The 24,839-nt window shown below is 64.5% G+C and carries 22 protein-coding genes and 1 tRNA gene; 12 read left to right on the top strand and 11 right to left on the bottom strand.

The window, feature by feature from the left end; translation table 11 throughout:
• The first annotated feature begins 13 nt into the window (after nt 1–13).
• Both M1E01_RS03640 and aroQ read left to right on the top strand, forming a co-directional pair.
• Nucleotides 14–796 carry a DeoR/GlpR family DNA-binding transcription regulator gene (locus M1E01_RS03640; RefSeq protein WP_457974847.1) on the top strand — a complete coding sequence of 261 codons (783 nt, stop codon included), beginning with the start codon at nt 14–16 and terminating at the stop codon, nt 794–796.
• Nucleotides 797–883: 87 nt separating this feature from the next.
• Entirely contained in the window at nt 884–1,360 is a 477-nt protein-coding gene (aroQ, locus tag M1E01_RS03635; RefSeq protein ID WP_457973749.1) for a type II 3-dehydroquinate dehydratase, read from the top strand.
• 108 nt (nt 1,361–1,468) lie between these two features.
• Here the strand turns inward: aroQ and M1E01_RS03630 are convergent, their stop codons facing one another.
• Nucleotides 1,469–2,653, bottom strand: a complete 1,185-nt coding sequence (locus tag M1E01_RS03630; RefSeq protein WP_457973748.1) for a MarP family serine protease — start codon at nt 2,651–2,653, stop codon at nt 1,469–1,471.
• Nucleotides 2,654–2,846: 193 nt separating this feature from the next.
• Between M1E01_RS03630 and M1E01_RS03625 the strand changes: the two genes are divergently transcribed.
• Entirely contained in the window at nt 2,847–3,524 is a 678-nt protein-coding gene (locus M1E01_RS03625; protein ID WP_400479077.1) for a Crp/Fnr family transcriptional regulator, read from the top strand.
• 412 nt (nt 3,525–3,936) lie between these two features.
• Here M1E01_RS03625 and M1E01_RS03620 read toward each other — a convergent pair whose 3' ends face one another.
• The 3 genes from M1E01_RS03620 to M1E01_RS03610 are packed head-to-tail and all read right to left on the bottom strand — an operon-like array spanning nt 3,937 to nt 5,555.
• Nucleotides 3,937–4,848 carry an NUDIX hydrolase gene (locus M1E01_RS03620; RefSeq protein WP_457973747.1) on the bottom strand — a complete coding sequence of 304 codons (912 nt, stop codon included), beginning with the start codon at nt 4,846–4,848 and terminating at the stop codon, nt 3,937–3,939.
• Nucleotides 4,849–4,864: 16 nt separating this feature from the next.
• Nucleotides 4,865–5,398, bottom strand: coding sequence for a RidA family protein (locus tag M1E01_RS03615; protein ID WP_457973746.1), 534 nt, complete (start codon nt 5,396–5,398; stop codon nt 4,865–4,867).
• 1 nt (nt 5,399) lies between these two features.
• Nucleotides 5,400–5,555 carry a DUF4177 domain-containing protein gene (locus M1E01_RS03610; protein ID WP_009359196.1) on the bottom strand — a complete coding sequence of 52 codons (156 nt, stop codon included), beginning with the start codon at nt 5,553–5,555 and terminating at the stop codon, nt 5,400–5,402.
• Nucleotides 5,556–5,592: 37 nt separating this feature from the next.
• Between M1E01_RS03610 and M1E01_RS03605 the strand changes: the two genes are divergently transcribed.
• From M1E01_RS03605 to M1E01_RS03585, 5 genes are all read left to right on the top strand, one after another.
• The gene (locus tag M1E01_RS03605; protein WP_457973745.1) at nt 5,593–7,935 is read left to right on the top strand and encodes a transglycosylase domain-containing protein; all 2,343 of its coding nucleotides are present in this window, start codon (nt 5,593–5,595) and stop codon (nt 7,933–7,935) included.
• 2 nt (nt 7,936–7,937) lie between these two features.
• Nucleotides 7,938–8,885, top strand: a complete 948-nt coding sequence (locus tag M1E01_RS03600; RefSeq protein WP_457973744.1) for a metallophosphoesterase — start codon at nt 7,938–7,940, stop codon at nt 8,883–8,885.
• Between the two features lie 106 nt (nt 8,886–8,991).
• The gene (locus M1E01_RS03595; protein WP_457973743.1) at nt 8,992–10,824 is read left to right on the top strand and encodes an ABC transporter ATP-binding protein; all 1,833 of its coding nucleotides are present in this window, start codon (nt 8,992–8,994) and stop codon (nt 10,822–10,824) included.
• Nucleotides 10,821–12,653 (top strand): ABC transporter ATP-binding protein, encoded by a 1,833-nt coding sequence (locus M1E01_RS03590; RefSeq protein ID WP_457973742.1) that lies wholly within the window; start codon nt 10,821–10,823, stop codon nt 12,651–12,653. Before M1E01_RS03595 ends, M1E01_RS03590 begins: the two co-directional genes overlap by 4 nt.
• Nucleotides 12,654–12,743: 90 nt before the next feature.
• Nucleotides 12,744–12,820: transfer RNA gene (locus M1E01_RS03585), tRNA-Pro, on the top strand.
• Nucleotides 12,821–12,863: 43 nt separating this feature from the next.
• Here the strand turns inward: M1E01_RS03585 and M1E01_RS03580 are convergent.
• Nucleotides 12,864–13,208, bottom strand: coding sequence for a hypothetical protein (locus M1E01_RS03580; protein WP_457973741.1), 345 nt, complete (start codon nt 13,206–13,208; stop codon nt 12,864–12,866).
• A gap of 137 nt (nt 13,209–13,345) precedes the next feature.
• Nucleotides 13,346–13,540, bottom strand: a complete 195-nt coding sequence (locus M1E01_RS03575) for a hypothetical protein (RefSeq protein ID WP_457973740.1) — start codon at nt 13,538–13,540, stop codon at nt 13,346–13,348.
• A gap of 173 nt (nt 13,541–13,713) precedes the next feature.
• Here M1E01_RS03575 and M1E01_RS03570 point away from each other — a divergent pair, with 173 nt between their 5' ends.
• Nucleotides 13,714–14,976 (top strand): helix-turn-helix domain-containing protein, encoded by a 1,263-nt coding sequence (locus M1E01_RS03570; RefSeq protein ID WP_457973739.1) that lies wholly within the window; start codon nt 13,714–13,716, stop codon nt 14,974–14,976.
• A gap of 18 nt (nt 14,977–14,994) precedes the next feature.
• Here the strand turns inward: M1E01_RS03570 and M1E01_RS03565 are convergent, their stop codons facing one another.
• A complete protein-coding gene (locus tag M1E01_RS03565) occupies nt 14,995–15,948 on the bottom strand; it encodes a phosphoribosylaminoimidazolesuccinocarboxamide synthase (protein WP_457973738.1) in 954 nt (317 codons plus the stop codon).
• Between the two features lie 2 nt (nt 15,949–15,950).
• Nucleotides 15,951–17,273 carry a phosphoribosylamine--glycine ligase gene (purD, locus tag M1E01_RS03560; protein WP_457974845.1) on the bottom strand — a complete coding sequence of 441 codons (1,323 nt, stop codon included), beginning with the start codon at nt 17,271–17,273 and terminating at the stop codon, nt 15,951–15,953.
• A 184-nt stretch (nt 17,274–17,457) separates the two neighbouring features.
• Here purD and M1E01_RS03555 point away from each other — a divergent pair, with 184 nt between their 5' ends.
• The 3 genes from M1E01_RS03555 to M1E01_RS03545 all read left to right on the top strand — a co-directional run bounded on the left by M1E01_RS03555 (nt 17,458) and on the right by M1E01_RS03545 (nt 20,570).
• The gene (locus M1E01_RS03555) at nt 17,458–19,035 is read left to right on the top strand and encodes a molybdopterin-dependent oxidoreductase (protein WP_457973737.1); all 1,578 of its coding nucleotides are present in this window, start codon (nt 17,458–17,460) and stop codon (nt 19,033–19,035) included.
• A gap of 69 nt (nt 19,036–19,104) precedes the next feature.
• Nucleotides 19,105–20,121 carry an asparaginase gene (locus tag M1E01_RS03550; protein ID WP_457973736.1) on the top strand — a complete coding sequence of 339 codons (1,017 nt, stop codon included), beginning with the start codon at nt 19,105–19,107 and terminating at the stop codon, nt 20,119–20,121.
• Nucleotides 20,122–20,186: 65 nt separating this feature from the next.
• The gene (locus M1E01_RS03545) at nt 20,187–20,570 is read left to right on the top strand and encodes a sterol carrier family protein (protein WP_457973735.1); all 384 of its coding nucleotides are present in this window, start codon (nt 20,187–20,189) and stop codon (nt 20,568–20,570) included.
• A gap of 162 nt (nt 20,571–20,732) precedes the next feature.
• On the opposite strand, the gene M1E01_RS03540 is transcribed toward M1E01_RS03545, so the two are convergent.
• The 3 genes from M1E01_RS03540 to M1E01_RS03530 all read right to left on the bottom strand — a co-directional run bounded on the left by M1E01_RS03540 (nt 20,733) and on the right by M1E01_RS03530 (nt 24,754).
• Nucleotides 20,733–22,229 carry a cation:dicarboxylate symporter family transporter gene (locus M1E01_RS03540; protein ID WP_457973734.1) on the bottom strand — a complete coding sequence of 499 codons (1,497 nt, stop codon included), beginning with the start codon at nt 22,227–22,229 and terminating at the stop codon, nt 20,733–20,735.
• A 936-nt stretch (nt 22,230–23,165) separates the two neighbouring features.
• The gene (locus M1E01_RS03535) at nt 23,166–23,954 is read right to left on the bottom strand and encodes an SDR family oxidoreductase (protein ID WP_457973733.1); all 789 of its coding nucleotides are present in this window, start codon (nt 23,952–23,954) and stop codon (nt 23,166–23,168) included.
• A gap of 56 nt (nt 23,955–24,010) precedes the next feature.
• A complete protein-coding gene (locus M1E01_RS03530; RefSeq protein ID WP_457973732.1) occupies nt 24,011–24,754 on the bottom strand; it encodes an aspartate/glutamate racemase family protein in 744 nt (247 codons plus the stop codon).
• Nucleotides 24,755–24,839: the final 85 nt, after the last annotated feature.

The raw sequence follows: 24,839 nt of genomic DNA, 5'->3' as shown, positions 1-24,839 counted from the left end.
GGAGAAGATTCTGATGCTTCCCGCAGCCCGCCACCAGTCGATCGTGGACGCCGTCCAGCGAGAGCGGGTGGTCCGCGTCTCGGACTTGGCCCAGCAACTGGGCGTGTCCGCCATGACCGTGCGCCGGGATATCGAACTCCTCGAGGAGAGCGGCCGGGTGGAGCGCATTCACGGCGGCGCGAAGCTTCCCGGTGATGCCAGCACCCATGAGCCCGGCTTTGAACTGAAGTCAACCCAGCTGACAGCCGAGAAGCGGGCCATCGCCGTGGAAGCGGCCACCCTCGTGCACGAAGGCATGGCCGTGGCGCTCAGCGCAGGGACCACCACGTGGGCCCTGGCGAAAGAACTCGTGAACGGGCCGCGCATCACCGTGGTGACCAATTCCATCCGCATCGCCGACCTCTTCCATCACGGCTCCTCCTCCGGTTCGGGACGGCAGCCCTCCACTGTGATCCTCATCGGCGGTGAACGGACGCCGTCGGACGCCCTGGTGGGACCCATCGCCACAGCAGCCCTCAAGCAGCTCAACCTGGACCTGCTCTTCCTCGGCGTGCACGGCATGGACGCCGAAGCGGGTTTCACCACACCGAACCTGCTGGAGGCTGAGACAGACCGTGCCTTCGTGGCTGCCGCGCGCAAGGTGGTGGTCCTGGCAGACCACACAAAGTGGGGCACCCAGGGCATCAGCACCATCGTGGACCTTGACGAGGCCGACGAGGTGATCAGCGACTCCGGACTCTCCGGTGACGCGCAGCGGATCCTGCGGGACAGGGTGAGCCGGCTCCGGCTCGTCTAATGGGTGACCGGCTGAGGCTGCTGCGCCTGGCCGTAACGAACGGTTCCTGCAGTAGAGACCCCCGGCGTACGCGATAGATTGGCACCCATGACTGACGCACCTTCCGCCGACGACGCCGGCCGCCGCACCATCCTTGTCCTGAATGGTCCGAACCTGAACCTCCTCGGGACACGTGAGCCGGAGAAGTACGGCACCGCGACTCTTGCCGACGTTGAGCAGCTCGCCAAAGACGCGGGAGCGGCTGCCGGCCTGGACGTCGAGTGCTTCCAGTCCAACCACGAGGGCGCACTCGTGGACGCCATCCATGACGCGCGCGGCAAGGCGATCGGCATCGTGATCAATGCCGGAGCCTACACCCACACGTCCGTGGCGATCCGCGACGCGATCTCGGCCGTGCAGCTGCCCGCCGTCGAGGTGCATATCACTAACGTCCATGCCCGCGAGGAGTTCCGGCACCACTCCTATCTTTCCGACATCAGCAAAGCCGTCATCGCCGGCGCCGGAGTCCTGGGTTATCGGTTCGCCGTCGAATACCTGGCAGACCTGAGTTCCGGCAAGGCCTGATCCAGGAAAGCTGCTTTCCGCACGCAGAGCCTACCTGTGCCGGACGCTTGAACCTTTTGCCAGCGGCTGCGCCGATGGGGACGGCCCCTCGCGGCTAACCCAGGCGCCCTACTGCTGGATGCACTGTCCCGACGACACAGCAGTGGAGAGTTCCGGCGCCTCGGAGACTACCGGCCGCAGGTCGATCATGGGAATGGCGAACCCTGCGGCGGCATCGGACGTGGTCTTGGCGAAGATCACCCCGGCCACCTGGCCCCCAATCGTCAGCAGCGGGCCGCCCGAGTTTCCTGGCTGAATGTCGCCCGACAGCCTGTAAACCTCATCTGGAACGGGGTTGTCTCCATAGATATTCGGGACAAGCACGGTGGAGATGCCTTGGACCGTAGCGGGCTTCGACTGGAAGGGGCCGCCATGGGGATATCCGGCGAATGCGGCGGCAGATCCGGCGGGAAGATCAGCACTCAGAGGCAAGGGTTCGATGGGCAGACCGTCGACCGCGAGAACCGCCAGGTCGCGTTTGCCGTCGAAGTACACGACACGTCCGGGCATTGCCGCGCCGCTTGGAAGCTCGACGACGGGCTGCGACACGCCCGCCACAACATGCGCATTTGTGACCACCCGCCCAGGCGACACTACGAACCCGCTGCCGGTCTGGTTCTGGCCGCACTGGAATGCAGTGCCTGCGATCTTGAGCACCGAACCCGCGGCCCGGTTCAGCGCCGGAGTGTCCGTGCTGGTGTTGGGGACAGGTGCAGGTTGCTCCTGGCCGATGCCCTCGATAAGCCGTGGAATTCCGTCGCCGATGACGGTAGACCGCAGCTGCGCCATGGTGGCCTTGACGGGGTTCGGAGTCAGGCTGTCGATGAAACGGATGACTTTGGAATCCGCGAGTTGCTGGGAAACGAAAGGAACTCCGAGGGCGCTGATGCTGAATGCCAACATCGACATGACGAGCGCCGTCACCACGACATTCATCGCCCCGCCGATCATCCTGTCCACTGCCCGCAGGGGTTTTAGCCGGACAGCACTGCGGATGCTCCTGCCGATGGCAGTGCCCACGGCGTTGCCCAGCACCACCAGCACGATGGCAACCCCGATGGTCGCGGTGAGACGCCAACTGCTGTCCTCGACCAGGTCGCTGACCACGGGTACGGAGAGAAACGCTGCCACTGCCCCGGCGGCGAACCCGGCAATGCCGCCCACCGTCACCAGGAAGCCGTTACGGAGACCGTAGATCAGGTAGGACAGCAGCATCAGTATCAACGCCAGGTCCAGAACAGTCAGGCCAAACAACGGGTCTCCTCACAAGCAGCCAGGCCATGATTCTACTGGCGGAGTCTGACAATTTGCCGAGGAAGACGGGTGGCCTGCATCTGCTGTCGGCCCCAATTCGCCCGTTGGTGCTGCCAACTACGTCACAGATCGTTGAAAATTCTGAAACAATGGCACAAGCGCCCTAGCCGACACATTTTAATCAGGAGAATTCATGGACATCGAGGTATTGCGCCGCGCACCCCTTTTCGCCACGCTGGACGACGAGGCTTTCCGCCTGCTGACGGATGAGCTCACGGAGGTTGACCTGTCACGTGGGGCCTCCGTCTTCCGTGAGGGCGACCAGGGTGACCAGCTTTACTTCATCGTCTCCGGCAAGGTGAAGCTCGGACGGACGTCCCCCGATGGCCGCGAATCGCTGCTGGCCATCCTCGGCCCCGGTGAGCTTTTCGGCGAGATGGCGCTGTTCGACCCCAGCCCCCGCACAGCTACCGCCACCGCCGTCTCCGAAACGCGCCTGGCCGGCCTCCGCAACGAGAGCCTGAACAACCTGCTGCGCACCCGCCCAGAGGTTTCCGCGCAGCTGCTGCAGGCTCTTGCCCGCCGCTTGCGCCGGACCAACGATTCCCTCTCGGACCTCGTCTTCTCCGACGTTCCTGGCCGCGTCGCCAAGGCTCTCCTGGATCTGGCAGACCGCTTCGGCCGCCCGGCCACGGACGGTGTCCTGGTAGCCCACGAGCTCACCCAGGAAGAACTGGCCCAACTCGTCGGTGCCTCGCGCGAGACCGTGAACAAGGCGTTGGCCGAGTTCGTCCAGCGCGGCTGGCTTCGCCTCGAGGCCCGCGCCGTGGTCATCCTGGACATGCAGCGCCTCCGCCAGCGCTCCCGCTAGTCCACAAGAGCAGAAGGCCGCCCCTTGAGTGGGCGGCCTTCTGCTTTAAAAACGTCCCGCTGGCTGAGGCTATCGAAACCGCCCTTCGACGCCGCGCAGCGACGCGGCCCATCCCGCAGCGCAGCAATGAACTCTTCCCCGTCACACAGCGAGTGGGCCCATCCCCGGGTGAGGACCGCCCCTACCTACGAACGTTCTCTCATTTTTTGCAGGGATTTCCCCAACGCTCTTTCACATCGGGCCGGTTTTCCCCTGCGTTCTCTCACGTGCTGCAGAGGGGTCGCCGGAAACTCCCCGATAAAGATACGAAGAACTGCACGAGCGTCACCAAAAACCCGGCAGGATCTGAGAGAGCGTCACCAAAAACCCGGCAGGATCAGAGAGAGCGTCGCTAACGGCCGTAAGCCTCGGTTTACCGTTCGCGCTGGGGTTCGCCAGCCACCGTTTTGGCTGCTTCGACTTCGAGCATCAGCTTTCCGTCCTCTTCGACGAGGCGTGGCTGATAGACATGCGGGGTGCGCTTGTAGCTGAGGTAGGCGATGCAGCCGTTGGCGGCCGCCATTTTCTCGAGCATGATTTCAGAGCCCGGCACCATGAGTTGGCCCAAAGTCAGCCCGACCGTGTTCTCCTGCCCGACTTCGTCACCCAGCGCCGTAGTGTTCCGTTCGGCGATGACCTGCGTGGCGGACACCCACTTCCCCCACACGCCCTTGCTCTCCAAGAGGGTCGGCTGCTGGTTCAGCGGGACCGTCGCGGCGAAGTAGCGCGTATTGAAGCGGTGGTGAGCAAAGTCCGGGCTCAGCCAGTTCACGAGCGGCTTGAGCAGATCCGTGCGCAGCGATAGACCGCGCCGGGCAAGAACGTCGACGAAGGACTTTTCCTGCGAAGCCACAGCTTCGCGAACCTTCATCCATTCCGGCGTCGAGGTGCCTTCAACCGCGGAGGACAAGTCCGGGCCGGCCAGGAGCACGCCGGTTTCTTCGAACAGTTCGCGGATGCCGCCCACCACATGGCGGCGGGCCAGCCCGACGTCGTCGGTTCCCATCTGCTCAGCCCAATGCTGCGGCGAGGGACCCAGCCAGCCGATGGCGTCGTCGTCGGACGCCTCCAGTGACCCTCCGGGGAACGCGAGGACGCCCAGCGGCGACTGGCCTGGCCGGTAGCCAAGCCAGGTTTCCAGGCCGTTGGGCGAATCACGGAGCAGAACTATCGACGACGCGAGCCGCGCCGTCCTGGGCGTCCGTTCACCGTGTTCGAGCCAGCTCTGCGCCGCCCCTTCGAGTTCGGGCGGAAGGGCAAAGAGGCGGCGAGCAAGCTGCGGCAAAGGAAGCGACCGGTCCTTAGCTGAATTCGGCGATCAGTTCGACCTCAACAGGTGAGTCGAGCGGCAGGACTGAGACGCCGACGGCGGAGCGGGCGTGCTGGCCCGCGTCGCCAAGGACGCGTCCCAGGAGCTCGGACGCTCCGTTGATGACGCCCGGCTGGCCGGTAAATGACGGGTCCGATGAGACAAAGCCCACAACCTTGACGATGCGGGTAATGCGGTCGAGGTCGCCGATGACGCTTTTGACGGCGGCCAGCGCGTTCACGGCGCAGACGGCCGCGTATTCCTTGGCGTCTTCGGGAGAAACAGTGGGCTCATCTGAGGTGCCTTCGTTACCGGCGGACACCTTACCGGCGGCCGGAAGCTTGCCGTCAATAAAAGGCAGCTGTCCCGAGGTGTATACGTGGTTTCCCGAGATCACGGCGGGCACGTAGGCGGCCACCGGAGCCGCCACGGCCGGAAGGGTCACGCCCAATTCGGCGAGCCGCTGTTCCACGGCGGAAATCGGCGCCGCTGCCGCGCCGGAAGCGGTTTCCTGAGGAGTTGTCATGTTACTGCTTCTCCCTCTTCAGGTAGGCAACCAGGCCGTTGCCGTCAGGACCGGGGACAACCTGGACAAGCTCCCAGCCGTCCTCTCCCCACTGGTCCAAAATCTGCTTCGTTGCGTGAATGATGAGCGGAATCGTCGCGTACTCCCATTTGGTCATGAACTCAAGCCTAATCGTTGCCGGTAAACTGGAGAACATGGTGACTCGTAGGAACCCCATATTCGACACGGCCACTACCCTCGGAAAGATTTTTGCTTTCCTTGGCGTGAGCGCTATTTGTGGCGTCCTCGTGGCCGGCCTCCTGGTTCCGGCAGCCGCCGTTTCCGGCAGCTCGGCGAGCAGCTCGATCGACTTCTTCGACACGCTCCCGGCTGAGCTGCAGGTTGATCCGCCCAGCCAATCCACGAAGGTGCTGGCCGCGGACGGGAGCCTGATTGCCAACCTGTACGCGGAAAACCGCACCCGCGTCCCGCTGGACCAGATCTCCCCGTACATGAAGGACGCGGTGATCGCCATCGAGGACAGCCGGTTCTATGAGCACGGGGGTGTTGACACCACCGGCATTCTGCGTGCCCTCGTGGCCACGGCGCGCGGTAACAAGCAGGGTGCGTCCACCATCACCCAGCAGTACGTCAACAACGTCCTTAATGCCTCGCTCGAGGCCGAGGGCCGCGGCGAAGACGTCAAGCTCAACGGTGTGAACAAGGGCGTGGGCGACAAACTGCGCGAAATGAAGCTTGCCATCGCCCTGGAAAAGAAGTTCAGCAAGGAAGAAATCCTTGAGGGCTATCTCAACATCGTGTTCTTCAACCGTGACGCCTACGGCATCGAAGCCGCTTCCAAGTTTTTCTTCAGCACCACGGCCAAGGACCTGACGCTCCCCCAGGCGGCGCTCCTCGCCGGCCTGGTCAACAGTCCCTCGGCGTTTGATCCCATCTCCAATCCGGAGAGCGCCAAGGCCCGCCGCGACCTCGTGCTGAACGTTATGCTCGGCCAAGGCAAGATCACCAAGGCCCAGCACACCGCTGCAGTGGCCACCCCGGTCGCCCCCAAGATCACGCCGGCACGGCAGGGCTGCGCCTATTCGCCGATCGCGCCGTACTTCTGCGACTACGTCCTGCACCTGCTGCTGAATAACCCGGCCTACGGCGCGGATCCCGAGGAACGTGAGAAGAAGGTCTTCCGTGGCGGCCTGACCATCAAGACCACGTTGGATGTGAAGGCGCAGAAGGCCGCGCAGGCGCAGGTGAATGCCGCCGCCGGCGCCAACCCGGACAAGTGGGGCGCTGCCCTCGTCTCCGTGGAGCCGGAGACCGGCAAGATCACCAACATGGCCCAGAACACCCAATGGTTCCCAGGCAAGGGCAAGTTCGACAGCCAGATCAACTTCAACGTGGATCAGTACGACGAAAACGGTGGTGATCTGAACGGCCTGGGCGGTGCCCAGCCGGGTTCTACCATGAAGCCGTTCACCTTTGCCCAGTGGCTGGACGAAGGCAAGTCGATGAACACGATCGTCGACGCCTCCCAGCGGCGCTACCCGCAGAACTTCCCGTGGCGGAACACCTGCCCCACGCCCACCGTCGGCTGGTACGACAGCACCAACGGCACAGACGATCTTCAGAACGCGGAAGAGGGCTACTACCGCCCCATGTCCGTGGTTGACGGACTGAAAAACTCCATCAACACCGCCACCTTTGCTTCGGCCGCCCAGGTTGACCTGTGCGGCATCCAGAAGATCGTGGACGCTGTTGGCCTGCACGGCGGTTTGCCCGTCCGGGACAAGGAAACCAACGCCGTGGTGGACGCGAACCCCAAGATCACCATGACCACCCTGGGCAACCTGCTCGGTTCCACGCAGACCGCACCGCTGACCATGGCCACCGCCTTCGCCACCTTCGCCAACGACGGCAAGTATTGCGCTCCCATCGCCGTCACGTCGGTGACGGACCACACGGGCGCCCAGTTGCCGGCGCAGTCCACCCAGTGCCGGGACGCCCTCAAGCCCGAGGTTGCCCGCGGTGTGAACTACGCGCTCCAGAAGGTCCTGAACGAGGGCTCCGGCTCGCTCATCCAGCCCAGGATTTCGACCGACACCACCTTCCCTGTTGCAGCGAAGACCGGTACGTCGAACAACAACGGATCCACCTGGGTTGTAGGACACACCATGGGCCTGGCCACCGCGGCCTGGTTCGGTGATGCACTCGGCGCCCAGGACCGGGCGGGCCAGAATGTCACGGTCAACGACAAGTTCTACACCGGTATCGATGGCTACATGATCGCCGGTCCAATGTTCTCGCAGTTCATGACGGAAATTGCTCCGGCCTACGGAACCGAGCCCTTCCCGGAACCGCCGTCCGAGCTGCTCTATGGAATCCCGCAGTTCCAGCCCCAGCCGAACAACCCGCAGCAGTTCCAGCCGCAGCCGAACAACCCGCAGCAGTTCCAGCCAGAGCCGAACAACCCACAGCCCCCTAGCGACACGGGCAACAACTCAGGGGACTCCGGCAATGGCAACGGCAACAGGGGGAATGACTGACAGTGATTGACACATCACAACTGGCAAGCCGCGCGCGAAGCATTGCGCGCGGCTTTGCCGTCACTGCTGCAACCGGCACGGCAGCAGGCCTGGCCGCCGCGGGCTACGGCCTCTGGGAGAAGAACCAGTTTGTTCTGCGGGAAGAAACACTGCCCATCCTGCCGGAGGGCCGCGGGCCGTTCCGGATACTCCACCTCAGTGATATCCACTTCGTTCCGAGGCAGAAGGCGAAGGGGGAATGGCTGCGTTCGCTCGCCCAGCTCAAACCCGACCTCGTGGTGAATACAGGTGACAACCTCAGCCATCCCAAAGCAGTGGATCCCCTGCTCGCAGCGCTGGCGCCGCTCATGGAGTTCCCGGGCGTCTTCGTTCCCGGCTCCAATGACTACTATGCCCCGAAGTTGAAGAACCCCGCCTCGTATTTGCTGGGACCCTCCAAAGCCACGCCTGACGCCGAGGAACTCGACTGGCCAAAGCTGCGCTCCGGCTTCGGCATGGGCGGCTGGGTGGATCTGACCAACCGGAACCAGTCGATTGTCCTCAAGGGCCTGCGGTTCGATTTCTCCGGAGTGGACGACCCCCACCTGAAGCGCGAACGGTATGCAGGCTGGCCTCGGGGCACCAGGGGCCAGGACAGCAACGACCATCTCCGCGTGGCCGTTATCCATGCCCCTTACCAGCGCGTGCTGGACCACTTTACAGAGTCAGGCGCCGACCTCCTCCTTGCGGGCCACACCCACGGCGGCCAGCTCTGCCTACCCGGTTACGGCGCTATCATTGCCAACTGCGACATCCCAACATGGCGGGCCAAGGGACTGCATGACTGGAACAGCAACGGATTCACGACGCCGGTCAACGTCTCGGGCGGCATCGGCACCTCGCGTTTTGCCCCCATCCGGATCGCCTGCAAGCCTGAAGCAGTCCTGCTGACGCTTACCGCCCGGGGTTAGACGTCTCGAGCCTGACCGTACTCCGGCCTATGTGCAGCCCCGCACTCATGGCTTAGGGTAGTTGCTACCGGAAACTACCCTCAGCCTTTGAGTGCGAGAAGCGGGCATGGCCAAGCAGTTATCGTTTTTCAGATCCGTCAGCCGTCTCTATCCCCACGTGAAGCCGGTCCTGCCCCGGCTTGTCATGGGACTGCTGAGTGCCCTGCTGGCCAGCGTCGTGGCGCTCACCATTCCCCAGGTCCTGCGCGTTCTGGTCAACGATTCACTCCGCCCGGGAGCCACGGCGGAAGCCGTCTGGTCATCCGCGGGCGTCATCCTCCTCCTTGGTATTGCCGAGGCCGTACTCGTGGCACTTCGCCGCACATTCGTCATCAATCCCGCCACCACCGTGGAGACCAGGATGCGCGTCTCCCTGTACAGCCACCTGCAGGACCTTCCGGTTTCCTTTCACGACCGTTGGGGCTCAGGGCAGCTGCTCTCCCGCGCCATGACAGACCTGAACTTTCTGCGGCGCTGGATGGCCTTCGGCGCCATCATGCTCGTGGTCACCACCCTGACCGTGATCATCGGGGTGGCCGTGATGTTCACCATGAGCTGGCAACTGGCGCTGATCTTCCTTGCCGCGGCGGTCCCCATCATGGTCTACGGCTTCCGTTTCCGGACCCGGTTCAGCAAGGTGGCGCGGCGCAGCCAGGACCAGGCCGGGGACCTCGCCACCACCGTGGAGGAGTCCGTCCACGGGATCCGCGTCCTGAAGGCCTTCGGCAGGAGCCGGGAGGCCTTGGAAAACTTCAACGGGCAGGCCGAGGAACTCCGGCGGACGGAGATCGCCAAGGCTAAACACCAGGCGACCTTCAGTTTGGTGGTGACGCTCCTGCCCGAGCTCGCGCTCGGTGCCGGGCTGGTGGTGGGCATCCTGCTGGTGTCCAGCGGACAGCTCAGCGTCGGTGGGCTCGTAGCATTCTTCGCCACTGCAGCGGTCATCGCAGCCCCCGTGGAGTTCTCGGGCATGCTGCTGGCCATGGCCCTAACGGCAAAGAGTGCCCTGGACCGCCACTTCGAAGTCATGGACGCCGCAGACACCATAACGGGCCCCGCCCATCCCGGACGGCCGGCTGAGCTGTGCGGCGCACTAAGTTTCAACGACGTCACCTTCGCTTTCGAGGACGCCCCGGATCAACCCATCCTCAAGGGCGTGACCCTGGCGATCCGGCCGGGTGAAACCATGGCGTTGGTGGGCATCACCGGCAGCGGCAAGAGCGCTCTGCTGCAGCTGGTTCCGCGCCTCTACGACGTTACCGAAGGCTCCATCACCATCGACGGCACGGATGTGCGCGCCTTCAGTATCGAGGAGCTGCGCAGCGTGGTGGGTATCGCTTTCGAGGACGCCACGCTCTTCTCCAGCTCCGTCCGGGACAATGTGCTTCTCGGTGCCCGGGCCGGTAGGGAGCCGTCCGATGACGGCGAGCCGGATACTGTCCTTGATGAAGCCCTCGACACCGCCCAGGCGCAGTTCGCGTACTCATTGCCGGACGGCCTTGACACGCTGATCGGCGACGAAGGCCTGAGCCTCTCCGGCGGCCAGCGGCAGCGGATCGCACTGGCGCGGGCCGTCGCGGCAAAGCCCAAGGTCCTGGTGCTGGACGATCCGCTGTCCGCCCTGGACGTCAATACGGAGGAACGGGTCCAAGCCAGGCTGCGGAAAGTACTGGCGGGCACGACCACCCTGATCGTGGCCCACCGTCCGTCCACCGTGGCGCTGGCCGACCGGGTGGCGTTGCTCGAGGAAGGCCGCATCGCCGCCGTCGGAACCCATGCCGAGCTGCTGGCAGCGAACGCCCACTACCGCTATGTCATCGCCAGCCTCGGGCGGGAGCCCCGGGACCTCGATACCGAATTGTCCGCACTGGAGGACGACGCCGAGGAGGTCATCCGGTGAGCACCTCAGCGTTCGGCACAGCGAACGAGGACAACGCCCACCTGAGCAAGAGCGACAGCAAGGCAGTACGACGGCGGTCGCTCACCTTGCTGGCGTCGCTGGTCCGTCCCGTTCGGCTCCGGTTCTGGCTCACGGTTGCCACGGTGGTACTCTCCCAGGCTTCCAGGGTTTCCGGTCCGGCCCTGATCGCCTTCGGCATCGACCATGCACTTCCGGCGCTTCAGTCCGGGAACAACCTGCCGTTGGTCCTGACCGGCATTGCCTATGCCGCAGCGGCGGTGGCGGCCGCCGGCCTCACCGCGCTGTACGTGACCTCGACGGCGAAGCTCAGCCAGGCCATGCTGCTGGATCTGAGGCTTTGGGTCTTCCGCCACACACAGCGGCTGAGCCTGGAGTTCCACGAGAAGTACACCTCTGGCAGGATCATTGCCCGGCAGACGTCGGATCTGGAGGCCCTCCGCGAACTTCTCGACTCGGGCATCAGCTCCCTGGCCGCCGGAGCGCTGTTCATGGTCCTCACGGCCGCGACAGTCTTCGCCCTCGACTGGCGCAGCGGGCTGATTGTGCTGGGCGCCGGCGTTCCCATGTTCATGCTGGCGCGTTGGTACCAGAAACACTCCCAGATAACCTTTCGGGAGTCCCGGGTGGTGTCCGCCCGGCTGATCGTGCACTTCGTGGAAACCATGACCGGGATCCGCGCGGTGAAAGCCTTCCGGAAAGAGCGTGACAACGCCTCCCGGTACAAGGAACTCGCGGAGGACTACCGGAGGGCAACGGTCCGTTCCATCAACCTCAACGGCGTCTTCCAGCCCGGCCTGGTGCTGACCGGCAACGTCTGCGTGGCCGCGGTGCTGCTGTTCGGCGGTTTCCGCGTGCTCGGCGGCGATCTCGCCGTGGGTGTGCTGCTGGCGTTGATGTTGTCCACGAAGCGTTTCTTCCAGCCCGTCGACCAGATGGCGATGTTCTACAACTCGTTCCAAAGCGCCCAGGCTGCGCTGGAAAAGGTGTCCGGGCTGCTGGAAGAGGTACCGACCGTACGGCCGCCGAAAAACGCGGTGGCGCTTCCCGCTGCGGCGGGCCGGATCGGATTCAGGGACGTCGAGTTCCGGTACGGGCAGGGCCCCCTCATCATTCCGGCGCTTAACCTTACGATCCCCGCCGGACAGACAGTCGCCCTGGTGGGGCAGACTGGGGCGGGCAAGTCCACCATCGCGAAACTGATTGCACGCTTTTACGATGTCTCCTCCGGATCAGTTACCCTCGACGGCGTTGACCTGCGTCGGCTCGGCACCTCCGACCTGCGCCGGCACATAGTGATGGTCACCCAAGAAGCCTTCCTCTTCAGTGGCTCCGTGGCCGAGAACATTGCACTGGGCAGGCCGGAGGCGTCCCGGGAGGAGATTGAGTCCGCGGCCAAGGCCGTGGGTGCACACGGGTTCATCCTGGAGCTGCCCGAGGGCTATGACACCGACGTCAATAAACGCGGCGGCCGGGTCTCCTCGGGCCAGCGTCAGCTCATCAGCTTCGCCCGAGCTTTCCTCGCCCGGCCGGCGGTCCTGATACTTGATGAGGCCACATCGTCGCTGGACATCCCATCAGAACGGCTCGTGCAGAGCGGCCTGGCCCGGCTGCTCCAAGGAGCGGAACCCAACGGGACCCGGCGCACCGCGCTCATCATCGCCCACCGGCTGTCCACCGTGGAGACCGCGGACAGGGTGCTGGTAGTTCATGACGGCCGGGTGGTGGAAGACGGTACGCCAGAGGAGCTGATTGGGGGCGGCGGACGCTTTGCGCGGCTACATGCTGCCTGGAAGGACTCACTGATGTGAAGCGTCGGTAAGCCGACGGCGGGCATGCATGGCGATTTCGCAAGTGGTGCCTCCATCCGTTATCCTTGTAAAGTTGCTTTTGCAGCGGATCGGGATGTAGCGCAGCTTGGTAGCGCGCTTCGTTCGGGACGAAGAGGTCGCAGGTTCAAATCCTGTCATCCCGACCAAAGAGAAGAGGGTCTCCGCAAGGAGGCCCTCTTTTGTGTCGGCTCAGGGCCCCGGGTTGGTGAGGTTGGGCCTTGCCTGCCCGTCGCCAACCAAGGGAAGGTTGGGCCGGGGCGAACCGTCGTCCTCCAGGTAGGCTCCGCGGCTCTCATAACTTTGGACGGTGTTCATGTAACGGTGGCGCAACCGCAAGCCGAGCGCGAAAAGCGCCAGAGCCGCCAGAAGCGCCGCAACGCCGCTGATCCCCCAAACGGTGGAACCGGCGTCGGCCGTCCCACTCAGCAGGCTGATGACTGGTGACCCGGCGGCCGAAGCGGCTATGAGGGAAACGCCGGCGAGGGTCCAAAAAAGATACGCCCGCTGCAGCCCGATGGTTCCCGGCGGTTTCATCCGTGCCCCCGTTTCATCTGTTCTCCCTGGTCGGACTGTAGTTCAAGGGTGGCTAAAACGAAACGGCTCCGTAAACGAAGCGGCTCCGGGGCATGCTTCGCGCATGCCCCGGAGCCCAAATTCCTGAAGAAGATTGACTACATCGGATCCGGCCAGTTGCCGATGTTCGTGTAGTTGGTGCCATCCACGCTCATCGGATCCGGCCAATTCCCGATGGCAACGGCTGTGCCCCCGTTGTCAGCGATAGAACCGGCGGATAGAACGGCCGGGGCCGTGACGGAGAATGCGAGCGCCCCTGCCATCACGGCAGCAGCCGCAATCTTCTTAAACATGTCGGTTCCTCAATACGGGTAGGATTCGTTACAAAAATCGGCACAGCCCTCGTTGACATACATTGTAAAATGTTTTCCACAGGCACTGTCAAGTACTGTGCATAACGGCTGTGCGTGACGGCTTGTGCATAACCGCCCAGTGCACAAAATTGTCCGGAACAAGGAGGGCACGCGTGGGGAGCGGATTCGGAGAGAAGCTCCGGGCCGAAAGGCTCGAACGCGGACTGACCCAGGCGGAACTGGGCAAAGACCTTTACTCTCCCAGCTACATCTCGCTGTTGGAAACCGGCCGGCGGGAACCCACAGCGGACGTGATCGAGGAGCTTGCCCGGCGCCTCGAGCTTGCACCCAAAGCGCTTGAGGCCTGGAGCCAGCCCATCTCGGTAAGCGACGCCGAATACGTTCTGGCCGGCCTGTATGCCCGGCAGGCCTGGGACCTCCGCGATTACCCGCTGGCGGCTGAGCACGCGGCAACGGCGGCGCGGATCGCACTGGAGGGTAAGAACACCAGCGCCTGGTGGAACATGACGTACATGCAGGCTGAGTGCCTCATGAAGCAGGGCCAGCTCAAGGAATGCCAGAAGATCATGGAGCACCTGCTGGAGCACCCCATGGCCAGCGAGTCTGCTGGTCTTGGAGTGCGTGCGCGGCAGATGCTCGCCGCGCTCTGCCACGGACAGGGCGATCTCACAGCCGCCGTCGGGCACGCCCAGCAGGCCGTGGAGCTGTGCGCGAAGCTGCCCAAGGGTTCCACCCTGATCATCGGCGCGCTCCGCGTCCTCATCGGCGCACTCGCCGAAAGCGGGCGGCTTGAGGAGGCCTGGAAGTACTGCCAGGAAATGAACGCCCAGATGGATGAGCACTCCATATCCCAGCTTGCCGGCGAAGTGGCCTGGGTGATCGGCAACGTTGCGTTCCTGCGGCACGACTATCCGGAAGGCATCAAGCACCACGAGCGTGCAGCCAAGCTGCTGTCCCCCGCCAATGACATTGACCTGTGGGCGCGCTTCAACAAGGCCTCGGCCGCCGTCCGGCTCTCCTCCGGGATCGTCGAGCCGGAGACCCTGTCCGCCATCGAACGCGCCGAGCTCGCACTGTCCATCGTTGGCGGCAACAAGACAGACCAGCTCGAGGTCGCTTTCATCCGCGCCCGCTGGCTCTATCTGACCGGTGACATCGTGGCTGCTGTGCAAAAGCTCCGCGAAATCCACGCAGAGCGCGCCGCCCTCGCCAAGCACACCGCCGGCGAGGTCTCCCTGCTCCTGGGCAAGTCACTAAAGGCGGCCGGCGAATCGGAGGAAGCCCTGGCGCTCCTGCAGGAGGCCCAAAAGGAGTTCACCGCCGCCGGCGCCCAGGACCGTGTGCAGCAGGCCCTGGACGCCATGCTGGAGATCAGGCTCGCGCAGCGCCGGGCAGAGGCGGCCGAAGCGGGCTAGAAAAGACGGCGTCCCGGGTCAGGCGAAGGTGCGCCCGGTGAGCTTTTCATAAGCCTCGACATAGCGGGCACGGGTGCGCTCCACGACGTCAGCAGGCAGCGCCGGCGGCGGGGTATTTGAGGCCCTGTCCCAGCCGGACTCGGCAGAGGTCAGCCAGTCACGCACATACTGCTTGTCGTACGAGGGCTGGGCCTGCCCGGGCTTGTAGGTCGCGGCGTCCCAGAAGCGCGAGGAGTCCGGGGTCAGGACCTCGTCGCCGAGGGCGATGGTCCCCTTCACCACGTCGTAGCCAAACTCCACCTTGGTGTCGGCCAGGATGATGCCGCGTTCGCGGGCTACCTCTTCAGCCATGGTGTAGATCTCCAGGGTCAGCTCGCTGAGGCGGGCGGCGATGTCATCACCGACGATGGACACCACAGCGTCATAGGTGATGTTTTCGTCGTGCTCACCGACCTCTGCCTTGGCCGAGGGGGTGAAGATAGCCTTCTCCAGGCGCGAACCGTCCACCAGGCCCTCGGGCAGCGGAATGCTGCACACGGTGCCGGACTGCCGGTACTCCACGAGGCCGGAACCGGTGAGGTAACCGCGGGCGATGCATTCCACGGGGAACATTTCCAGTTTCTTGCAGATCATGGCGCGGCCTTCCACAGCGGCGGGCACGCCCTCCTCCACGGAGGATGCCAGGACATGGTGCTCGACGTCCAGCTGGTCGAACCACCACAGGCTCAGCTGGGTCAGAATGCGGCCCTTGTCAGGGATTTCGCTGCTGAGTACGTGGTCGAACGCGCTGATCCGGTCGCTTGCCACCACGAGCACGCAGTCCTGTCCGAACTGCGTGTTGACCGACTCATCCGCGGGTTCGTACAGGTCGCGGACCTTGCCCGAGTAGACGTGCTTCCAGCCGGGCAGGTCCAGCGCGGAGGTGTTCAGTCCCCGGCTGGGAGCGCCGCCGGTGTTCACTGCTTCTGCCATGGTCATGCCTTCGCTTTCGGGGCGGGAACTGTCTGGGCGGAGGGGTTGCCGGGTGCCAGCCTGATTTCGCCGCGGGCTGCCTTTCCGGCGATGTCGCGGCGGAACTGGGCGCCTTCGAGCTGGATCAGCTCCACGCCGTCGTACGCCCTTTCCCTGGCTTCGACGAGGTCGGACCCCAGCGCCACCACCGCGAGGACGCGGCCGCCGGCGGAGACCACCTTGCCCTGATCGTCGAGCTTGGTTCCAGCATGGATCACGTGGACGCCTTCGAGTTCGTCTGCCTTCTTCAGTCCGCGGATCCGGTCGCCCATGCGCGGGGTGTCCGGGTAGTTTTCGGAGGCCACCACGACGGCGACCGCGGTCTCCTTGGACCAGCGCAGCTCTTCCGCCTTGTCCAGTTCGCCCTTGGCCGCCGCCAGGAGCAGGGAACCGAGGGGCGTCTTGAGCCGGGCGAGTACGGCCTGGGTCTCCGGGTCGCCGAAGCGGACGTTGAATTCGATGACGCGCGTGCCGCGCGAGGTCAGGGCCAGGCCGACGAACAGGACACCCACGAACGGGGTTCCGCGGCGGGCCATCTCGCTGATGGTGGGCTGGGCCACGCGGTCGATGACTTCCTGGACCAGGCCTTCGGGAGCCCACTCCAGCGGCGTGTAGGCACCCATGCCGCCGGTGTTGGGGCCCTCATCGTTGTCGTAGATTCGCTTGAAGTCCTGGGCCGGGGACAGGGCAACTGTGTTGCGGCCGTCGCAGAGGACGAACACGGAGACCTCGGGGCCGTCCAGGAATTCCTCGACCACTACCGTCCCGCCGGCGTCGAAGCAGCTCTGCGCGTGGGCCAGGGCCTCATCGCGGTTGCTCGTGACCACCACGCCCTTGCCGGCGGCGAGTCCGTCGTCCTTGACCACGTACGGTGCACCGAAGGTGTCCAAAGCGGCGGCGGCTTCCTCGGCGTTGGCGGCAACGAGCGCCATCGCCGTAGGTACGCCGGCTTCGGCCATAATCTGCTTTGCGAAGGCCTTGGACGCTTCCAGCTGGGCTGCTGCCTTGCTGGGCCCGAAGACGGGAATGCCAACGGCACGGACGGCGTCGGAAACCCCTGCGGCCAGCGGCGCCTCGGGTCCCACCACCACCAGGTCCACATCAAGACGGGCGGCGAGCGCCGCTACGGCATCCGGATCGTTCCCGTCGATGGCATGAGTCGGGACGAGCTTGCTGATGCCGGCATTACCCGGAGCCGCGTGGACTTCGGAAACGTTGGGGTCTGCAAGGAGGGAGCGGACAATGGCGTGTTCGCGGCCGCCGGGGCCAATGACGAGTACCTTCACAGTCTCCAAGCGTACTTTGTGGAGGCCTCGGCTCCTAAGCTATGTCGCGTGCTGTATCTCTGCCGGCCAGTGCTGCCGGCCAATGCTGCCTTCCCAGCCTGTTGAGCCAAGCCTGTCGGGCTAAGTCGTCGGGGAAGCTTTCGGGAAAAACAATCCCGCAGGCCCGCCGCTACGAATCAAGGGCATGCAAAAGCTGTTGACGTTATTCAGAGGGCCCTCCGTTCTGGCGGCGCTGGCCGGGGTGGCCGCCGCCGCCGTCGTTCTTTCCGTTGCGGAACTGATCGGGGCGTTCTTTACGGCGCGGGCCACCCCTGTGATTGCGCTCGGCTCCACCTTCATCGATTTCACGCCACCGTGGCTCAAGGACTTTGCCATTGCCACGTTCGGCACTGGGGACAAGGCCGCGCTTTTCGTGGGCATGGGCCTGACCATTGCCCTGCTGGCCTGCGTACTGGGCGTGGTGGCGTACCGCAGCTGGCCGCTCGGGGCCGCCGGGGTCCTGCTGATGGGTGCCGTGATTGTGGCCAGCGTGGTGACCCGTGCCGGGGTCGAGCCACATGACGCACTGCCTTCCATCGCCGGAACGATCGCCGGGCTGATTGTCCTGCGTCTGCTTGTCACCCGGCTGTGGCGCCTCCAGTACTTTCCCGATGCTCCGGCCGGTGTCGCTGCGAAGGAGCCCGAACGTCCCGTTACTACCAGGAGGGCTTTTTTCACCGCCGCCGGCCTGGCTGCGGCAGGGGCCGGGATCGTAGGCGCCGGCGGCCGGCTGCTGAGCACAGCACGCAGCAATGTGGCCCAGGCCCGTGCGTCGCTGCGGCTCCCCGCCCCGGCCCAGCCTGCCCCGGGCATTCCCGCCGGAGTGCAGTCCGCGACGCCCGGCGTCACGCCGTGGCTGACGCCCAACGGTGAGTTCTACCGGATCGATACTGCCCTCAGCGTCCCTGAAATTAACGCCGATGAGTGGGAACTGCGCGTGCACGGACTCGTGGAAGAGGAAATCCGTCTCACCTTTCAAGACCTGCTCGACGCCGATCTGATCGAGGCCCATGTGACCCTCACCTGTGTTTCCAATCCGGTGGGCGGCAACCTGGCCGGCAACGCCAAGTGGCTGGGACTGCCCATTCGCGAAGTCCTTCGCCGGGCACGGCCCAAGGACGGTGCGGACATGGTCCTTTCGACCTCAATCGACGGATTCAGTGCCTCGACGCCGTTGGAGGTGCTTCAGGACGGCCGCGATGCCATGCTGGCCATCGGCATGAACGGGGAACCGCTGCCGCTCGAGCACGGTTACCCAGTGCGAATGGTGGTTCCCGGACTGTACGGCTTTGTGTCAGCCACGAAATGGGTGGTGGACCTCGAGGTCACCCGCTTCGCTGACAGCAAGGCGTACTGGACACAGCGCGGATGGTCCGAGCGGGGCCCGATTAAGACCATGGCTCGGGTGGAAGTCCCTCAGTCCTTCGCCGTGGTGCCCGCCGGACGGGTCGCGGTAGGCGGCACGGCGTGGGCACAGACGCGCGGCATCGAGAAGGTGGAGGTACAGATCGACGGCGGCGTCTGGGCGGCTGCGACCCTCTCCGAGGAGACCTCCGCAGTGACCTGGCGGCAATGGTCCTTTGAATGGGACGCCAAGCCCGGGCCGCACTACATCAAGGTGCGCGCAACGGACGGCACCGGTGAGGTGCAAACCGAAAAGCGGGCCGATCCCGTACCCGACGGCGCCTCCGGCTGGCAGTCGGTCATGGTCACCGTCGAGTAGCGGGAGCGGGCGGACGGCAGGCCGGATCGGTTCGGCAAGAATGCCAACCAGGACCCATAGACTGGGGCCATGCCCGTAAACCCTCATGCCACGTTCACTGTGGAGTCCGCCGTCGAACTCGCGGTCGTTGAACGCAGCGGCTTCATCGAGTCACGGCACATCGGAGCGGCGGTGGTCCTGGCAGGAGACGGCACTGTAGTCACGGAGCTTGGCGACATCACCACGCCGATTCTGGCCCGGTCCACGCTCAAACCGCTGCAGGCGTTGGCCTCCATGCAGTCCGGGGTTCCGCTCCGCGGCGCGCAGGTGGCACTTGCCTGCGCCAGCCACACCGGATCCCTGGACCATATGGACGTCGTCGAAGGCATGCTCAAGGCCGCAGGCGTCAAGGAGGACCAGCTGCTGTGCCCTGAAGCGTGGCCGCAGGATGAAACCGCCCGCATGTGGCTCACGCGTTCCGAGAAGGGCAAGTCCCGGCTGGCGTTCAACTGCTCCGGTAAACACGCCGCCTTCCTGTGGGCCTGTATGGAGAACGGCTGGGACACCCACAGCTACCTCGAACCGAACCACCCGCTGCAGCAGCGCATCCGCACGGTCATCGAGGAGTACTCGGACGAGAAAATCGCCCACCTCGGCATTGACGGCTGCGGCGCACCGGTGGCGGCCATTTCGCTGACGGGGTTGGCCCGAGCCTACTCGGGCCTGGCCAAGGCACCCGGCGACAAGAGCTCCAATGCGCGGGCAGCAACCATCGCAACATCCATGCTGGACTACCCTTGGGCAGTCCAGGGCAAGGGCGAGGCCAACACCATCGTGATGGAGGAGCTGGATATCATTGCCAAAATCGGCGCAGAGGGTGTGCTCGTCCTGGCGACACCGCAGGGCGCCGCGGTGGCTGTGAAGGTGCTGGACGGCAACCTGCGGGCCACGTCCCTCGTAGGTCTGACCCTGCTTGCGGCTGCTGGCGCCGTGGACATCCCGGGAGTCGCCAGCGTGCTGGAAAAGGTGGTGGAGCCCGTCCTTGGCGGCGGACGGCCCGTGGGCAAAATCCGGCTTGGCCACGCGGTCTCGGCACTGCTCGACTGACGTGCCGCAGCACCCCGTACCGACCTGAACCAGCAGCGTTCCCCGCAGCATCCAAGGAGGCGGCCATGGCAGTGGCCCGGCGCAAAATTGACATCGACGAAGGCAAAGCGGCGCTGGAGACGTGGCGGGAAGCCGGCCAGCCGCCGTCGGACGTTCCGTTGCCCGTTCCGCGTAGCGTGATCGCGACGGCGGTAAGGTACTCCCTCGAAGAGGTCACCGCCCGCGCGCCCGGCAATTCCGTGGAGGTCAGGGTTCCGCCGTTCGGCGTGACGCAGTGCGTGGAAGGGCCGCGCCACACGCGAGGCACTCCCCCGAACGTCATCGAGTGCGACGCCGCCACCTGGCTGGCGATGGTGACCGGCCGGCTGAGCTGGACGGACGCGGTGGGCGCCGGACGGGTGGCCGCCTCCGGTCTCCGCGCAGACCTCTCCGCGCTGCTGCCCCTCTAACTCCAGTCTTTGTACAGATAACGCGGCTTCTTCATGGATTCGTGCGCAAGATCTGTACATAAAAACTCTCAGCGCTAATGCATTTTTCCCTGCCGCCTCAAGCCAAGCAGGATCCCGCCCTGTGTCGGGCGGGATCCTGCTTGCCGTTCATGGTGTCAGCAGTTATTCGTGGTGGATGGCGGCAGAGCTTCCTGTGGACGTAGCAGCCCTGGTCATCTGGAATTCAGGAATCTCGTCCGGGTTGGGACCGCCCCTGAACTTCGGAGAGGGCTGGCCGCCTTCACTGATCCGCTCAAGCTCCTGGTCCTCGAAGTCGTCCTCGACTCCGAGCATGATGGCCGAGTCGTGGTTGGTGATCTCGCCTTGGAAAGCCCGGACCATGACGCCGCGGTCGAACTGGCCCTCCCATTTGGAAACGACGAAGGTAGCTACGCAGTTGCCGAGGAGGTTGACCACCACGCGCATGGAGTCCATCAGCCGGTCCGCGCCCAGCAGAAGGGCGACACCTGCCACCGGGAAGATCCCCAGCGCTGCAGCCGTGGCGGAGAGTGCCAGGAAGGAGGACCCTGGAACACCGGCCATGCCCTTGGAGGTCAGCAGCAGGACGCCGAGGGCAGCCAGCTGCTGGCCCAGGTCAAGATTGTGGCCGAATGCCTGAGCCAGGAAGAGCAGGGAGATCGAGAGGTAGATCGCAGCGCCGTCGAGGTTGAAGGAATAGCCCGTGGGAACCACCAGTCCGGTGGTGGCGCGGGAGCAGCCGGCATTGGTCAGCTTGGTCATGATGCGTGGCATGACGGCCTCCGTGGATGCCGTGCCCAGGGCCAGAAGGAACTCCTCGCGGGTGTACTTCATGAACTGCCACAGCGGGACCCGGGCGAACCCCCAGGCGACGAGGAACAGCAGTCCAATGAAGACCACTGCCGCACCGTAGCAGGCGGCGATCAGCATCGCATAGGTACCGAGCGTGTCCAGACCGTACTGGCCGATGATGAACGCCATGGCACCGAAAGCACCGACAGGGGCCACCTTCATGATCCAGGACATGATCTTGAAGATGAGCTCGAGGACGGTTTCCATGAGGCTGACGACGGGCATGCAACGCTCGCGGCCGATGACTACGATCGCGGCTCCGAAAAAGACCGAGAAGAAGAGGACCTGCAAGAGACTGTTGCTGGCAAACGCTCCGATGATGCTGGCCGGGATGACATCCAGAATGAATGACGCAGCGTCCTTAGGCGGAGCGGATCCGGTCTTGGCATCCAGGTCCGCCTGTGACAAGGTTGCCGGATCGATGTTCAATCCCGCACCGGGCTGCACGAGGTTTCCGACCACCAGCCCGAAGACCAGGGCGAACAGCGTGGCTGCCGTGAAATAGACCAGCGCCTTGACTCCTACCCTTCCGACCGCTTTGACGTCGCCGACGGCTGATATTCCCGTCACGATCACCAGGAAAATCAGCGGCGCGATGATCATCTTGATCAGTTTGATGAAGCCATCTCCGAGCGGCCTCAACTGGGAGCCGAGATCCGGCCAGAAATGCCCTATGAGAACACCTGCCACGACGGCGATCAGAATTTGGAAGAAGAGCGACCTGTACAGGGGCTTCTTCTTCGACGGCGCCGAACTCGCCTTCAGCGCCGAGGAATCTGGGATCTTCATTGATCTGTACCTATTCAATCGGGGACAGCCCCGGAAGTCGGGGTCTAATTCAAAAGTAACCTCGCGCACATTATTCCGCAAGAGAAAAAAGGATTTCCACAAAGCGGAATCTTGAGCAAGGTGGCGATGGTGACGGTGAGAGCTTTGGCACAACTAGCGTGCCGTCAGGGCCAACTGGCGCCCATCAGCTGCACAAACCTCTCAGCGCTGCCAGCCTTGCTGGCGCAGGGCCCGTTTGACCCTTGGAACCAGCCCGGCGGGACCACGACTCATGTCGATCCTGTTGATCCTGACCTGCCGCCAGCCGGCGTCCCTGACGCGCTGGTCTTGGCAGGCATCGAGTGCCTGCTGTTCCGGCGTCAGATGATGCAGCCGTCATACTCGATTCAGGTCCGGAACCCGCGACACCCCGGATCCGTCCGAACAGGCCTGTTCAGAACGTCATCCACACGGCAGTTGGGCGTGAATTCAGGGAGGCCAGCGGTGGTCCATCATCAGACGCGCGCGGCTCTCGGATGGCTGACAATCGCGTCACCTGCAACGCCAAAGATCGACGAGCGGCAAGACCGAGCCGACATCGACCCATGGGCGGGCTACCGAAGTCAGTCTCAAATTCTCCAGCTCAACGACGTCGCCTTCGCGGATGTTGAGCCGGTGACCGGCAATCCCCATCCGCCGCGGAAGCGGCCCGCCACTTTGCCTGGAAAGGTGCAGAAACCGGCCAGGCCCCTGGTAGTGCGGTCCGTTTTTCTTGCCTCATGGAACAGGGTTCAAGGATCGTGGTCACGGGTCCGACACAATCGGGCCCGGAACTGCGCCCACGGAGGCAATGGATGTTATCCACAGAAGGCACCCCGTCACGGAGTTTCTGCACAAATAATCCCGGTTCAGACCTGTTCACGCTCTTTGTTCGTACAAAAGCTCCAAGAGGCAGGGTCAGCCGCGGCCGATGAAAGGCATGCCGGCAGCCGTGATGACGACCGAGCCCACGCTGGCAGATGATGGCATTCCTGCCATCATGAGCACCGCCCGGGCGGCATCCTCCACCGGAAACATGGGCTCGACCTTGCGTGTGCCGTCGGCCTGGAGTGCCCCGGAGCCCACCCCGATGGTGTCCATGATTTCTGTGGCGGTGTTGCCGATGTCGATCTGGCCGCACGTGATGCCGAAGGCGCGGCCGTCGAGCTCGATGCTCTTGGTCAGCCCGGTCATGGCGTGCTTGGTGACGGCATAGGCCACGGTCCGGGGCCGCGGCGAGTGCGCCGAGATGGACCCGTTGTTGATGATGCGCCCGCCCTGAGGCTGCTGAGCTTTCATGGCCCGGACGGCAGCCCCGGCGCAGAGCATCGAGCCTGTCAGGTTCACAGCCACGGTAGCCTCCCAGTCGCCGAGACTGATCTCGTCCACAGAGGCCGCCGGACCGAACACACCCGCGTTGTTGAACAGGACGTCGACTCTCCCCCACTGTTCGAGGACCCTGGCGAAGAGGCGCTCGACGTCGTCAGGCCGGGTCACGTCGCAGGGCACAGCCAACGCGCCCGGGTGGCCGTCAGCCGTTTCCAACAGCTGCGCCTCCCGCCGCCCGGCGAGAGCCACCCGGTACCCTTCCGCCAGCATTTGCCGTGCCACCGCCCTGCCGATGCCGGAGCCGACCCCGGTGACGACGGCGATGCGTCCGGACTGTTGTCCATCGGGCTGTTCATCAGCGGGGCGCGTTGCGGCCATGCGTTACTCCTGTTTGTTGCTTGCGCGTTGTTGTTCCCGCCCGCGGGGCGGCGCGCTTACTGGGCTGCGGGCACGTCCGCGCCCGTCATGGGCCAGCCTATGACGGTCTTGGGCCGCGGCGGTGCATACGTGCGGACCTTCGAGGTGGAGAGCCGCATCCTGACGAGCGATTCGGCGATGGTCACGGCCGAAGCGACGCCGTCGACCACGGGAACCCCGGCGCGGCGGCGGATCTCCTCGTCCAGGCCGGCCATGCCGCCGCAACCCAGCACGATGACCTCGGCCTTATCGTCGCGGACCGCCAGGAGCGCCTGCTCGATGATGGCTTCCACGGCCCGCTCCGGCTCCTCCTCCAGTTCCAGCACCGCCATGCCGCTGGCCCGCACCGATGCGCACCTGGCCTCGAGGCCGGCCAACTTCAGCCGGTCCTCGATCAGCGGGACGGCACGGTCCAGCGTGGTGACCACGGAGTACTTGTGTCCGAGGAACATGGCCGTGCTTGCCGCGGCCTCGGTGATGTCAACCACCGGTACATCCAGCAGTTCCTGGAGTCCTTCCCGGCCATGCTCCCCGTACCCCGCCTGGATGACGGCGTCGAAGGGCTCCGGGTAATTCACCACGCGGTCCATGACGGCGATTGCCGCCAGATAGCTGTCGAAATTGCCCTCACAGGAGTCCGCACCGAAGCGCGGGGTGACGCCGATGATTTCGGTTCCGGGGGCTGCGATGCTCCTGGCCTGGGCGGCGATGGAATCTGTCATGGACTGGGTGGTGTTGACGTTGGCGACAAGGATGCGCATGGTGTCTTTCTTTCTGCTGTACAGGGAAAGGTCCGGTTGCCCAACTGACGCGCAGTTGTTGTCGTTTTCAAGGTTCAGAACGACA

This window comes from Arthrobacter sp. D1-17 (assembly GCF_054130535.1).
The sequence above is the reverse complement of the archived record's forward strand: the minus strand, read 5'-3'. Positions and strand labels throughout refer to the sequence as shown.

Bases quoted from the DNA above. Each gene is read 5' to 3' on its own strand.
- M1E01_RS03555 (WP_457973737.1), top strand. From the start codon at position 17,458: ATGCAAAAGCTGTTGACGTTATTCAGAGGGCCCTCCGTTCTGGCGGCG.
- M1E01_RS03615 (WP_457973746.1), bottom strand. From the start codon at position 5,398: ATGACAACTCCTCAGGAAACCGCTTCCGGCGCGGCAGCGGCGCCGATT.
- M1E01_RS03545 (WP_457973735.1), top strand. From the start codon at position 20,187: ATGGCAGTGGCCCGGCGCAAAATTGACATCGACGAAGGCAAAGCGGCG.
- M1E01_RS03565 (WP_457973738.1), bottom strand. From the start codon at position 15,948: ATGGCAGAAGCAGTGAACACCGGCGGCGCTCCCAGCCGGGGACTGAAC.
- M1E01_RS03575 (WP_457973740.1), bottom strand. From the start codon at position 13,540: ATGTTTAAGAAGATTGCGGCTGCTGCCGTGATGGCAGGGGCGCTCGCA.
- M1E01_RS03595 (WP_457973743.1), top strand. From the start codon at position 8,992: ATGGCCAAGCAGTTATCGTTTTTCAGATCCGTCAGCCGTCTCTATCCC.
- M1E01_RS03540 (WP_457973734.1), bottom strand. From the start codon at position 22,229: ATGAAGATCCCAGATTCCTCGGCGCTGAAGGCGAGTTCGGCGCCGTCG.
- M1E01_RS03530 (WP_457973732.1), bottom strand. From the start codon at position 24,754: ATGCGCATCCTTGTCGCCAACGTCAACACCACCCAGTCCATGACAGAT.
- M1E01_RS03550 (WP_457973736.1), top strand. From the start codon at position 19,105: ATGCCCGTAAACCCTCATGCCACGTTCACTGTGGAGTCCGCCGTCGAA.
- M1E01_RS03640 (WP_457974847.1), top strand. From the start codon at position 14: ATGCTTCCCGCAGCCCGCCACCAGTCGATCGTGGACGCCGTCCAGCGA.
- M1E01_RS03580 (WP_457973741.1), bottom strand. From the start codon at position 13,208: ATGAAACCGCCGGGAACCATCGGGCTGCAGCGGGCGTATCTTTTTTGG.
- M1E01_RS03610 (WP_009359196.1), bottom strand. From the start codon at position 5,555: ATGACCAAATGGGAGTACGCGACGATTCCGCTCATCATTCACGCAACG.
- M1E01_RS03605 (WP_457973745.1), top strand. From the start codon at position 5,593: ATGGTGACTCGTAGGAACCCCATATTCGACACGGCCACTACCCTCGGA.
- M1E01_RS03625 (WP_400479077.1), top strand. From the start codon at position 2,847: ATGGACATCGAGGTATTGCGCCGCGCACCCCTTTTCGCCACGCTGGAC.
- M1E01_RS03535 (WP_457973733.1), bottom strand. From the start codon at position 23,954: ATGGCCGCAACGCGCCCCGCTGATGAACAGCCCGATGGACAACAGTCC.
- aroQ (WP_457973749.1), top strand. From the start codon at position 884: ATGACTGACGCACCTTCCGCCGACGACGCCGGCCGCCGCACCATCCTT.